Source organism: Neorhizobium sp. USDA 3394 (assembly GCF_056280385.1).
In genome coordinates this window covers 3,733,558-3,745,752 of sequence record NZ_JBWCDU010000001.1, presented here as the reverse complement: position 1 = coordinate 3,745,752, position 12,195 = coordinate 3,733,558, and the positions used below count along the sequence as shown (strand labels likewise).

The window sequence follows — 12,195 nt, the reverse complement described above, 5'->3', positions numbered from 1 at the left end:
TCGTCCGTGCGCCCTTTCGCCCCTGGCGGGGATCCTCGGGTCAAGCCCGAGGATGACGGCGTAAGGGATGCTAGGCCTGCAGCGCCGGATTCTGGGCCTTAAGCAGCGATGAACTCGTTCCAGCGGCGGACCATGTAGCGGTCCTCGTCCATGACCGAATTCCAGCAGGCCACGTGGCCCATGCGTTCCTCGAAGGAGCCGCCGTCACGGATTGCGCCGGCCTTTTCCATGACCTTGCCGTCCGGAGCGACGATATCGCCCTTGGCCGGCTTGCCTTCGATCCAGTAGCCCCATTCGTCGGCGGACATGTGGGCCTTGGCGGTTTCCATGGCGGCCGAGTAGTAGCCCTGGCGGTTGAGATAGGCGCCGACCCAGCCGGACGTGTACCAGTTGATGTATTCATAGGCCGCATCGAGCTTGGCGCCGGAGAGATGGGCGGCAAGACCAAGACCGCCGCCCCACGAGCGATAGCCTTCCTTGAGCGGCTGGTATTTGCAGGCGATGCCCTTGGAGCGGACGGCGGCGACGGCCGGCGACCACATCGACTGGATCACGACTTCGCCCGAGGCCATCAGGTTGACGCTCTCGTCGAACGACTTCCAGAAGGCGCGGAACTGGCCGGCCTGCTTGGCCTTGATCAGGAAGTCGATCGTCTTGTCGATTTCCGCCTTGGTCATGTTGCCCTTGTCGGCATACTTGATGTTGCCCATGGCCTCCATGATCATCGCGGCATCCATGATGCCGATCGACGGGATGTTGAGGATCGAGGCCTTGCCCTTGAATTTCGGGTCCATGATATCGGCCCAGGTGGAGATCTCGCGGCCGACTAGGTCCGGGCGGATGCCGAGCGTGTCGGCGTTGTAGATGGTCGGAACCATCGTGAACCACTTGGTCTCTTCCTTGGCGAAGGTCTTGTCGCCGGGCTTTGCGACATAACCGACCGTGTGCGGCGCGGTCCCTTGCGCGATCACGCTGTCCGGCTTCAGCTTGCCGTTTTTGAACAGTGGCACGATCTTGTCGTAGTACTTCAGCTTGGTCGTATCCATCGGCTGGATGACGCCGGCCGGATAGACCTTCTTGAGGATCCAGTATTCGATGTCGGCGATGTCGTAGGAGTTCGGCTGGGTGACGGCGCGCTGGGCGGCGGCATCCGAGTCCGTCGCGGTCATTTCGAGCGTGATGCCGAGGTCGGCCTTGCACTTCTCGGCGATCGCGTTGAGGTTCGAAACGCCGGTGCCGAACTGGCGCAGCGTGATCGGATTCTGGGCCCAGATGGTCGGGAAACCGGTGATGGCGCCGGAGCCGGCGGCAAGACCGGCTGCCGCGGACGCCGTCTTTAGAAGCGTGCGGCGCGAAATTCCCTTGGGTGTCTTCTTGGTCTCAGTCATTGCCCTGTTCTCCTCTGGTTGAGTTTTTTGGTGGCATCAGTTCTTGAGGCGACCGAGGACGATCGCGTCCTCGCGGCCCCAGGAAAGCGGGATCGCTTCTCCGACCTTGACCGGATTGGCGAAAAATTCGGCGTCGGTCAGGATCGCGGTGAAATCCTCGATCCCGGCGCCGTTGACCGAGAGCTTTACCGAGGAACCGCGATATTCGACGTTTGAAACCGAGCCGGTGAATCCGAGGCCCTTTTCGGAAGGCTCGCCGATGCGGACATGGTCGGTGCGGATGGCGATGTCGGCGGTATCGGTCAGCCCGGCAGCGCCGTCGTCGGTGGCGAGGAAATCCCCGCCTGCGGGCACGGACAACATCAGCTTGTCGCCGGAACTCTGTGTCACCCGCCCGGAAATGACGTTGTGGTCGCCCATGAACTTGGCGACGAAAGCGGTAGCCGGCTTTTCGAACACCACGCGCGGATGGGCGGCCTGTTCGATGCGGCCGTCGTTCATGACGACGATCAGGTCGGCGAGCGCCATCGCCTCTTCCTGGCTGTGCGTCACATGCACGAAGGTGATGCCGAGCGAGGTCTGCAGCTTCTTCAGTTCGGCGCGCATGCGGATCTTCAGGAACGGGTCGAGCGCCGAGAGCGGCTCGTCGAGAAGCAGCGCTTCCGGATCGGTGATCAGCGCGCGGGCGAGCGCCACGCGCTGCTGCTGGCCGCCGGAAAGCTGGGCCGGGCGCCGGGTCGCATAGGCTTCCAGCTGCATCAGCCGCAGCATGTCCATCGCCTTGGCACGCCGCTCGTCCTTGTCGACGCCCTTCATCTTCAAGCTGAAAGCGACGTTGTCGACGAGGTCGAGATGCGGGAAGAGGGCGTAGGACTGGAACATCATCGCCGTGCCGCGTTTCGCCGGCGGCAGGTCGGTGACGACAGTGTTGCCGAGGCGCACGTCGCCCGAGGAGATGCTCTCATGGCCGGCGATCATCCTGAGCGTCGAGGTCTTGCCGCAGCCGGATGGACCGAGCAGGCAGCAATAGGTTCCGGCTGGAATCTTCAGGCTGATCGCGTGAACGGCCGTTGTTGTTCCGTAGATCTTAGAGACTGAAGCGATGTCGATTTCGGCGGCTTTGCTCATCAGGCGCTCCCTTGCGTCTGATATTGCTATGCATCAGCCATGCCAACTCGATTAAACCTTTAGAAAGACTTGGCTTTAGCTCGAAGCCTTGACGGGCACGTTTTGCGACTGCGTAAAAATCGTGCGATCGTTTTCGATCCTTTGGGCAAATCGTATGCAATCTTAGCATTGGATCAAAAACAAGTCGCTTGGCATCCTGTAGCCACTCGGGTTACAAAAGCCGGACATCGGACCATGGCAATGAATATCAGCGAAAAGATCAATCTTACCGAGACCACGCCCGAGGATCGCTCCCCGGAGGATCGTTCCATGGCGATCCGGGAATCCCTACGCAATGCGATCATCGATCGGCGTCTTGCACCCGGCACCAAACTGTCTGAAAGCGAAGTCGGTTCTCTGTTCGACGTCAGCCGCACGGTTGCCCGCGCCGCACTGCAGATGCTTGCCTTCGAAGGCCTGGTGAAAACCGAGCGCAACCGCGGCGCCTTCGTCTCCAATCCGTCGCCGGAGGAAGCGCGCCAGATTTTCGCCTCGCGCCGGCTGATCGAGCCCGGCATTGTCGCGGCCGCGGTCGAGCGCATCACGCCTGAGGACATCGCGGAGTTCCGCCGTCAGCTCGGCGAGGAAGAGCGCTATATGAACGAGCGCGGCCCGGCTGCGCGCCGCGCCGAGATCAAGGCTTCGGGCGATTTCCATCTGATGCTGGCTTCCGTTGCCGGCAACGTCATCCTGCAGCGCTTCATGGACGAGCTGGTCGCCCGTTCATCGCTGGTCATCGCGCTCTACGGCCGTTCCGGTGTGTCGAGCTGCGGGCATTCCGAGCATACCGCCGTTCTCGACGCCCTGGAAAAGGGCGATGGCGAGCGCGCCGCCAAGCTTATGATCCACCACATCGACCATATCGAAGCCGATCTCGATCTTCAGGTGAAACAGGGCCTTGGCCTCAAGGATGCCCTCTCGCTCGCCTAACCCCGCAAGTGCCGCAACGCCTCGGTATAGGCGGCGAGGTCCCGTTCGGGATCGGCCGGCAGCGCGGAAGCACGGATGACACGGCCGCCGCCCGCTTCGATGCCGACGTCGATCATCAGATTGTCGGACTTGCCGTGGTTCTCGATCGACAGTCCGTCGGGACCGCGGGGGCGGCCGCTGCTTTCATCGATGTGGAGCCCGGCATACCAGATCGACCGTACCCGCGTGCCGTAGTCGTCGGGATGGTTGGTATAGGCCCAGACCCGTTTGCCGAGCGCGATCATGAAGCCGATTTCGTAGACGGTGCCGGGATCGGCGCTGATGCCGCGGAACGGCGTGATATTGGCGAGGCAGACATCCGCCCGCCGCATCGCGTCGTCGTTCCGCTGGTAGATCGCGGCTGCCGTCAATTGGCCTACAGGCGCCTGGTTCTCATCGCTGCCGGGACCTGTGGGCTCGAAGCCGAAGCTGCGGGCGAGGCGGCGTTTCTCGCCCATCACGATCTGGGCATCGGGCAAAAATACTTCGGGGCCGGCGAGATAGATGGTCGGCATGAAAATCCTTTGATGAATCGGTCAGCACCAGTGTTCCATAGCGTCCTGTCCGGCGCATTGCGAGCGTGAATGCACCGACCGACCGGCTGAGCCGCCACGAACTGTTGGATTCATCTCTTTGCATCAAGTTGGGCGGAGGCGCATTTTAAAAGTGGAGATTTGTAGACAAGAATAATCACCCGCATTAGGAATGCTCCCCGACGACGTTACCGGCAGGGGATAGATCATGGTTTCGCTCACTCGTTTCGCTACGCGCGGCTTTCTGGCCGCCGCACTTTCCGGCTTGCTGGCGCATGGTGTCGCGGCCGAGGAGATCATTTTCAAGGACCAGGAAAACCGCGAGGTGAAACTCGCCAAGGCCGCCGAGCGGATCGTTTCGATCGTCATCCCGATGGCCTCGACGGTGATCGCGCTGGACGGCGGGACGAAGAAGCTCGTCGGCATGAACCCGACTGCCAAGAGCGCCGTGCTCGAAGGCATCCTGAGCAAGATCTTCCCGGAAACCAAGGACATTCCGTCCGACGTGACTGCTCCGAATTTCGTGCCGAACATCGAGGCGCTGACGGCGACCAATCCCGATCTCGTCATCCAGTGGGGCGGCCGCGGCAACGACATTGTCGCGCCGATCACCAATGCCGGCCTCAACGCCATGCTGATCCTCTACGGAACCGAGCAGCTGACCCGCGACTACATGACGATGACCTCGAGGGCAATCAGCAAGCCGGAGCGCATCAAGGAACTGGTCGAGTGGCGCGACCGGGTGCAGAAGGACATCGAAGCCAAGGCCAAGGCGATCCCGCAAGACAAGAAGCCCAGCACGCTTTATATCGCCCGCGCGCTGAGCGAGATTGCAACCACGGGAACCAAGGGCAGCTACAATGCCTGGTACATGGAACTCGTCGGCGGCAGGAACGCTTCGGCCGAGCTCAACGGCACGGTGACGATCAACAAGGAGCAGATCGCCCAGTGGGACCCGGAAATCATCTTCCTCAACGCCTTCGAGGCCAAGCTCGACGTGAACTGGGTCTATAACGACCCGATCCTGTCGCTGACCAAGGCGGCCCGGAACAAGCGGGTCTACAAGATGCCGCTCGGCGGCTATCGCTGGGACCCGCCGAACCAGGAATCGCCGCTGGCCTGGATGTGGACCGCCAACCTGACCCAGCCGGATGTCTTCAAATACGATCTGCGCGCCGAGATGAAGACCGCCTACAAGGCGCTCTACAATTACGACATCACCGATGCCGATATCGATAGCATCCTGTGGATGAAGGAACAGAGCGGCTCGGCCAACTACGCCCAGTTCAAGGCGAAGTAGGTCATGGCGGCGCTGACGCAGGACGAGGCGGCTCCGATGGTCCGCCGGGCGCACTTGGCACGGCAGACCCTGGTCTTCGCAGGGCTGCTGGCGCTGTTTGCGGTCGCTTTCGTGGTCAGCCTCTGCGTCGGCCGCTTCTCGGTTCCGGCCACGCGGGCGCTGGAGCTGATCTGGCTCGGCGCGACCGACCCGTGGCGGGAACTCACCACGATCGAGGAGCGCATCGTACTTCTGGTCCGGGCACCTCGGGTCGTGCTGGCAGCGCTCGCCGGTGCCGGGCTCGCCCTCTCGGGTGCGGCACTGCAGGGCGTTTTCCGCAATCCGCTGGTCTCGCCGGATATCCTCGGCATCTCGCAGGGAGCGGCCTTCGGCGGTGCGCTCGGCATTATGCTCGGCGTCTGGGGTTTCCCGCTGATCTCCATGGTCTTCATCTCAGGCATGGCTGCGGTGATCCTGGTCGGCCTGATTTCGCGCATCAACGGCCGCAGCGAAACGATCACCGTGATTCTCTCCGGCCTCGTGGTCAGCTCGATGTTCTCGGCCGTCGTCTCGCTGCTGCAATTCGTCGCCGACCCCAATACTTCGCTTCCCGCCATCGTCTACTGGCTGATGGGCTCCTTCGCGACAGCAACATGGGAGCGTACCCTGATCGCCGCACCCGGCCTGATCATCGGCGGTGTGCTCCTCTGGATGCTGCGCTTCCGCCTCAACATCCTGTCGCTGGACGAGTCGGAGGCCCAGAGCCTCGGCGCCAGGACCAACCGCGAACGCTGGATGGTCTTCGGGCTGATTGCCGTCATCGTCGGCAGCCAGGTGGCCGTTTCCGGCATCATCGGCTGGATCGGCATCGTCATTCCGCATGCCTGCCGCCTGCTGGTCGGCCACGACCATCGCGCGCTGCTGCCGGCCTCGGTCGTGCTCGGCGCCGGCTTCATGGTGATCATCGACACGCTCGCCCGCACCGCGACCGCCGCCGAAATCCCGCTCGGCGTCATCACCGCCCTCGTCGGCGCGCCGATTTTCGCGATGCTCCTGCGCAATCACTACCGCGAGAGGAACGGATCATGATCGGTCTCGAAGACGCCACCGTCCGTTTTGGTTCGCGCAGCATCATCGAGGGCCTGAGCTTTTCCGTGCCCGTCGGGCGCACGCTCGCCATCCTCGGCCCGAACGGCCGCGGCAAGACGACAACGCTGAAGGCCATGCTCGGTTTCCAGCGGCTTGATGGTGGCCGCAGGGTCGCGCCCGATATTGTCGGTTACGTGCCGCAGACCGGTACCAGCAACCAGCGTTATCGCGCGCTTGACGTCGTGGTCATGGGCCGCGCCGCTCATCTGGGCATTTTTGGCCAGCCAGGGCCGGAGGATTTCAGGATCGCCCATTCCGCGCTGGAACGGGCCGGTGCAGCCCGTTTCGCCGATCACTATTTCGATCGTCTTTCCGGCGGCGAACGCCAGCTCGTGCTGCTTGCCCGCGCGATTGCCACGGGCTCGCAAGTGTTGGTGCTCGACGAACCGGCGGCGGCCCTCGACCTGCATAACCAGGAACGGCTTCTGACCCTGCTCAACGCGCTGCGTCAGCCGCGCGACAAGGCGATCGTCTTCACCACCCATGATCCGAACCACGCGCTGTCCTCCGCCGACGATGCGCTGCTGATGATGCCGGACGGCCAGCCGCCACTCTTCGGCCCGGTCGCCGAGACGATCACGCCGGAACATCTGGAAAGCCTCTATGGCGTGCCGATGCGCGTCGTCGAACTCGCCGGCCCGTCCGGCGAAATTCATCGGGCAGTTCTGCCCGCTTTTGCAGGAATTCGTGCCGCATGACCATTTTGATGATCCAGTCGCATTATCAGGAGCCGTACTCGATGACCGCGCCGCTGTTCGGCGATGCCATCGCCTCCGGCCTCATGAAGGTTGTGCGCGAGATGGATCTGACCGGCGAGGATTTCGCAACCGCGCGCGGGCTGATCACCACCACGCATCTCGACCAGGTCGGTTTCCAGCGGTTCTCGACCGACGCTGCCGCCTTCCTCGACCGTGGCGGCCGCTGGATCTATCACGGCCATATCCTGCGCCCGATACTGGCCGAACTTGGCATCTACCAACCGATCCCCAATCCGAAGCGGGTGGATTTCGTGCAGGCCCGGCTTTACGACCATCCAATTTTCGCCGGCATAGACCAGAAGATGCTGGAAACCAACCATGGCGTCGCGGGCTTCTACGGCCGCGGCCACAACCCTCCGCCCGAAGGCGCCGTCGTTATCAATGCGCTCGGCCCGGCACAAATCCCGGTCGACTGGATCTGGGCTCGGCCGCAGGGCGGCGAGTTCCTCAGCCATGCCGGCAACGAATTCTGGGGTTGCGGCGACGATCCCGAAATCAAGAAGCAGTTGGCGAGCCGCGCCACCGCCTGGCTTGCCGGAGAGCTGAACTGATGAGCATTCTCGCCATCCATCCCGGCGCCTATTACCATATCGAGACGCTGGAGGCGCCGCGTTACGCCCACCATTTCGACGTGCTCGTGCGCCCGGAAGACGTGGCCTCCGTGGACCTTTCCGAACACGCCGTCGTCTTCATTCCCTGCCGCACGCCGGCCGATCGCCTGGCGCCGCGTGCGGCGCAGCTACGCGCCTATCTCGACCAGGGCGGTACGATCGTCGCCACCGGCGAGACGAACTGGGACGTCTTCCTTCCGGGCATAACCTTCACGCCGCAGCTGACGAACTGGTGGTGGTGGCTGACGCCCGGCGCCGATCTCGGCGTCCGCATTGCCTCTCCCGACCATTCGCTGTTCCGCCATCTCGGTCAGGACGATCTCACCTGGCACCTGCACGGCTGGTTCGATCCACCGGAAGGTGCGGACGTGCTCGCCGTCAACGGCGAGGGAAAACCCATTCTCTATGTGGACGAGGTGACGACGCCCGGCCGCATGATCATCACCAGCCTCGACCCGTGTTTCCATCACGGGTCACATTTCATGCCGGCGACGACGCGCTTCCTGGACGGTTTCCTGCCCTGGATGCGCGAAGAGCTGGACGGAGCAAGGACAAAATGACCGACAAAATCGACGTTCTCGAAGACGGCAAGCCGCTCTCCTACACCTATGCGGACATGATGCATTTCCACGGCTTCGGCTTTCCGGGCGGCGTCGCCCATGCCTTCAAGGTGATGCAGCGGGCCATGCCTTTGCTGAGCCCCGACAGTCCGCCGGAGCGCCGCGAGATCGTCATCCGCACCGCGTTCCGCGGTCCCGGCGGCCGCGACGCCTTCGAAATGGTGACGCGTGGCCTGACCGAAGGCCGCTATACGGTCGACCACGGGCTCGAAAAGCCCGAGCGCGGCAATATTCTCGAACGCTACGTCTTCGAGCTCAGCTATCGCGGTAAGACGGTGACGCTGCAGCTTAAGGAAGGCCATGTCCGCGAGGAATTCATTGCCGTCAGCCGCAAACCGGACCGGACGCCGGCCGAGGAGGAACGCCTGGTTTGGCTGAAGCAGGAGATGGCCGACCGGCTGCTCCTGGCGCCGGCCGAGGCCGTTTACGAAGAGGCCTGAGCCCTCAGGAGATAAACAGGTTCCTGAGCTGCGAAGGCTGGCAGCGGAGATATTGCGGTGCCGGCTTCACCTGGGCCCCGAGTTCCGCTGCCGCATGCCAGGGCCAGCGCGGGTCATAGAGGGCCGCGCGGGCGATCGCGACGATATCCGCGTCGCCGGTCGAAACGATCGCTTCCGCCTGCGTCGGCTCGGTGATCAGGCCGACCGCCACGACCGGCATCTTCACCGCAGCCTTGACGGCACGCGCCAGCGGCACCTGATAATTCGGGCCGAGCGGGATTTTCTGTTCGATATGCAGCCCGCCGCTCGACACGTGGATCGCGTCGCCGCCTTTTTCATCCAGCATCTGGGCAAAGGCGATGGTCTGGTCGATGTCGAGGCCGCCGTCGACCCAGTCCGTCGCCGAGACACGGACCGTCACCGCCTTGTCGGACGGGAAGGCCTGTCGAACGGCATCGAAGACTTCCAGCGGAAAGCGCATCCGGTTTTCCAGAGACCCGCCATATTCGTCGGTCCGCTGATTGGAGAGCGGCGACAGGAACTGGTGCAGCAGATAACCATGCGCCGCATGGATCTGGATCGCATCCAGCCCGATCCTTGCCGCCCGCACCGCGGAGGCCGCGAATGCGTCACGAACCTTTTTCAGGCCTTGCCGGTCGAGAGCCACCGGCGGCACGTATTTCGGATTGAACGGGATCGCCGAGGCAGACTCGGTCTGCCAGCCGTTCGGATGATCCGGTGCGATCTGGCTGCCGCCCAACCAGGGCTTATCGGTGGAGGCCTTGCGGCCGGCATGGGCGAGCTGTACCGAGATCGGCATGTCCGACCATTTGCGGATGCTGTCGAGCGTGCGGGCCATCGCCCTCTCGGTCGCGTCGTCGTAGAGCCCGACATCCGCATAGGTGATGCGGCCCTCCGGCGTAACCCCGGTCGCCTCGATCGTCAGCAGCGCCGCACCCGAAAGAGCGAGCTGGCCGAGATGGATGAGATGCCAGTCGGTCATGCAGCCGTCCTCGGCCGAATATTGGCACATCGGCGCGATGACGATGCGGTTCGAGAGGTCGAGATTGCGGACGCGAATCGGAGTGAAGAGAGCGGGCTGGGCCATGACGGGTTCCTTTGCGCGATCGGTGGCGCTCAAGCTAGGGTGCGCCGGGACCGGTTCCGGCTTTGTGACAAATCGTGACCGGTGCTTCAAGTCACGCTGATGCGAGGGCCGTTCACCACACGATCGGATGCGTCTCGCCGGTGAGCACATTGACGAACCCCTGCGGCGCCCGCTCCGACGGCGCCACCAGCACCCAGCGCCAGGGCGAGCAGGTCAGCGTCGCAAACGACAGGCGCTCCGGGAAGCCCGGCCACCAGCGCGGCGAAAACGTCGGCTCGTACATCCAGTCGATCGTCTCGCCGACCTTGTAGAGCGCCTGCATTTCCGCATCGAGCTCTTCCGCCGAGCGCGCCGTCATCAGTCCGCCGACCTCGTAGTGCACGCGGGCGATCACCTTGCCGCCGGACACCAGCACCCAGCCGCCCTGCTGTTCGGCAAGCGCGTTGGCGACCATCGCCATCGCCTCGTCGGAGGAACCGACCACCCAGATATTGTGCTTGTCATGCCCGAGCGTCGAGCCGAGCGCCGTGTCCGGCGTGCGCGGCCCGGTGCCGAGCCAGAACATTTTTGAGACCTTGGCCTCGCCGGAGAACCGGTCGACGATCGAGAATTTCGTGACGTTGCGGTCGTGGTCGCGCTGCACGGCGCCATCCTTGACCGGCAGTTCCATGGTGATGAATTCGTCCGACCAGTGGAAGGGCCGCAGCAGCGCGGCATTTGCGGTGGCCCGTTCCGCCGGCGCTTCGATGCGGAAATCGGCGGCGGTCACCTGACGGTCGATTTTCACCGTCTTCGTCGCCCATTCCGGCCAGTCGATAACCGGGCGTGCACCGGTGAATGTCTTGCCTTCGGACACCGGCCCGCCATCCGCCCATACCTTGGCGATCGACAGCTTTTCGACGTCGTCGAGCAGCACGATATCCGCGAAACGGCCGGGCGCGATCGAGCCCACCCAGGGCGTCAGCCGCATATGCCGCGCCGGGTTGAGCGTCACGCACTGAATGGCGATTTCCGGCGGAAGACCGTTCTCGATCGCAAGGCGGACATTGTAGTCGGTCGCGCCCATCTTCAGCGTGTCGGAGGCGCTGCGGTCGTCGGTGACGAAAGCCACCTGCGACCAGTCGGCGAGGTTCTTCTCGATGAGGCCCCGGATCACCTCCGGCAGCGAATGCGGCCTAAGCTCGATGAACAGCCCGTGCTGCAGCTTCTGCCAGATTTCCTCCAGGAACCAGCCCTCGTGATCCGAGGCGAGGCCGGCCGCCGCGAATGCGTTGATCGACGGCAGATCGCGCAGGCCCGCGCCATGGCCCTCGACCACGCCGCGGCTCTCGAAAGTCGCGCCGATCATGCCCCAGAGCCGGTCGTAGGAGGGATTTGAGGGATCGGAGATCGACGGCCAGTCCATCACCTCGTCGAGGCCGGCAACCATCAGGCTTTCGCTCATGAACTGCTTCTGCTCGTCATGACCGAAATAACCACCGCCCCATTCATAGGCCGTCGGCGGCACGGCGGAGCCGGGGAGCGGAAAGATCTTCATCGGCGAGCCGCGACGGCGGGCTTCCAGCCAGAATTCCAGGTTGCGGGCTCCGTTGACGTTGGAGAATTCGTGGCTCGCCTCGCAGGTCCAGGTGACCCCGTGCGGCATCACGAGCGCCGCTTCCCATTCCGGCGTCAGATGCGAGCTTTCGATATGTTTGTGGGCCTCGCCGAAACCCGGAACAGCAAAGAGGTCTGGCTCATGGCTGCGTTCGGCCACTTCGCCCTCAAAACTGCCGGCCGGCCCGACATAGGCGATCCGCCTTCCCTTGCTGACGATCTCCTGGTCCTTGAGCCATGTCCGGCTGTGGACATCGAGCAATCTGCCCACCCTCAGCAGCCGGTCCGCCGGCCGTTTGCCGAGCGCCGTCAGCACTAGGTCCTGGCGGACGCGGACTTCATCGGCCGCATTGATCAACAAATCGTCGGGGAGGGGGGAGGAAATCGTCATCGGAGGAATGCCTGTCGGTTCTGATCGCCGGACCCTAAAGACGATGCCCGGACGTGTAAACCATCGCAACCGCGCATGGGCCATCGCCTCTGGCATGCGATGGTTCAAGCCTAAAGAATTTTGCTCTTAAGGGCTCTATGCCTAATAATTGGGCTTGCAGCCGGACCGTTCAAAAAATAGTATCGC

The 12,195-nt window shown here is 63.4% G+C and carries 12 protein-coding genes; 7 read left to right on the top strand and 5 right to left on the bottom strand.

Annotated features, from left to right (window positions below; all coding sequences use genetic code 11):
* Nucleotides 1-98: 98 nt before the first annotated feature.
* Together ACZ9EJ_RS18535 and ACZ9EJ_RS18530 are read right to left on the bottom strand one after the other, a co-directional pair.
* Nucleotides 99-1,388, bottom strand: a complete 1,290-nt coding sequence (locus tag ACZ9EJ_RS18535) for an ABC transporter substrate-binding protein (protein WP_037086497.1) — start codon at nt 1,386-1,388, stop codon at nt 99-101.
* A gap of 36 nt (nt 1,389-1,424) precedes the next feature.
* Nucleotides 1,425-2,516, bottom strand: coding sequence for an ABC transporter ATP-binding protein (locus ACZ9EJ_RS18530; RefSeq protein ID WP_046642261.1), 1,092 nt, complete (start codon nt 2,514-2,516; stop codon nt 1,425-1,427).
* 240 nt (nt 2,517-2,756) lie between these two features.
* On the opposite strand from ACZ9EJ_RS18530, the gene ACZ9EJ_RS18525 reads away from it, so the two are divergent.
* Nucleotides 2,757-3,485 (top strand): GntR family transcriptional regulator, encoded by a 729-nt coding sequence (locus ACZ9EJ_RS18525; protein ID WP_046633676.1) that lies wholly within the window; start codon nt 2,757-2,759, stop codon nt 3,483-3,485.
* Here the strand turns inward: ACZ9EJ_RS18525 and ACZ9EJ_RS18520 are convergent.
* Nucleotides 3,482-4,039: a nucleoside 2-deoxyribosyltransferase gene (locus ACZ9EJ_RS18520; protein ID WP_046642260.1), complete on the bottom strand. Its 558-nt coding sequence runs from the start codon at nt 4,037-4,039 to the stop codon at nt 3,482-3,484. The genes ACZ9EJ_RS18525 and ACZ9EJ_RS18520 overlap by 4 nt on opposite strands.
* A 226-nt stretch (nt 4,040-4,265) precedes the next feature.
* On the opposite strand from ACZ9EJ_RS18520, the gene ACZ9EJ_RS18515 reads away from it, so the two are divergent.
* From ACZ9EJ_RS18515 to ACZ9EJ_RS18490, 6 genes are read left to right on the top strand one after another with little or no spacing between them, the layout of a single operon-like run.
* Entirely contained in the window at nt 4,266-5,357 is a 1,092-nt protein-coding gene (locus tag ACZ9EJ_RS18515; protein WP_046642259.1) for an ABC transporter substrate-binding protein, read from the top strand.
* Nucleotides 5,358-5,360: 3 nt separating this feature from the next.
* On the top strand, nt 5,361-6,425 hold the full coding sequence (locus tag ACZ9EJ_RS18510) for a FecCD family ABC transporter permease (RefSeq protein WP_052764706.1): 1,065 nt from the start codon (nt 5,361-5,363) through the stop codon (nt 6,423-6,425).
* A complete protein-coding gene (locus ACZ9EJ_RS18505) occupies nt 6,422-7,183 on the top strand; it encodes an ABC transporter ATP-binding protein (RefSeq protein ID WP_046642258.1) in 762 nt (253 codons plus the stop codon). The genes ACZ9EJ_RS18510 and ACZ9EJ_RS18505 overlap by 4 nt, the downstream gene beginning before the upstream one ends.
* Nucleotides 7,180-7,794, top strand: coding sequence for a hypothetical protein (locus tag ACZ9EJ_RS18500; protein WP_046642257.1), 615 nt, complete (start codon nt 7,180-7,182; stop codon nt 7,792-7,794). The genes ACZ9EJ_RS18505 and ACZ9EJ_RS18500 overlap by 4 nt, the downstream gene beginning before the upstream one ends.
* The gene (locus ACZ9EJ_RS18495; protein ID WP_046642256.1) at nt 7,794-8,414 is read left to right on the top strand and encodes a hypothetical protein; all 621 of its coding nucleotides are present in this window, start codon (nt 7,794-7,796) and stop codon (nt 8,412-8,414) included. The genes ACZ9EJ_RS18500 and ACZ9EJ_RS18495 overlap by 1 nt, the downstream gene beginning before the upstream one ends.
* Nucleotides 8,411-8,914, top strand: a complete 504-nt coding sequence (locus ACZ9EJ_RS18490) for a hypothetical protein (RefSeq protein WP_046633435.1) — start codon at nt 8,411-8,413, stop codon at nt 8,912-8,914. Before ACZ9EJ_RS18495 ends, ACZ9EJ_RS18490 begins: the two co-directional genes overlap by 4 nt.
* Nucleotides 8,915-8,918: 4 nt before the next feature.
* Here the strand turns inward: ACZ9EJ_RS18490 and ACZ9EJ_RS18485 are convergent, their stop codons facing one another.
* The gene (locus ACZ9EJ_RS18485; RefSeq protein WP_046642255.1) at nt 8,919-10,022 is read right to left on the bottom strand and encodes an NADH:flavin oxidoreductase/NADH oxidase; all 1,104 of its coding nucleotides are present in this window, start codon (nt 10,020-10,022) and stop codon (nt 8,919-8,921) included.
* 112 nt (nt 10,023-10,134) lie between these two features.
* Nucleotides 10,135-12,009: an adenine deaminase gene (locus ACZ9EJ_RS18480; protein ID WP_251090363.1), complete on the bottom strand. Its 1,875-nt coding sequence runs from the start codon at nt 12,007-12,009 to the stop codon at nt 10,135-10,137.
* Nucleotides 12,010-12,195 lie beyond the last annotated feature (186 nt).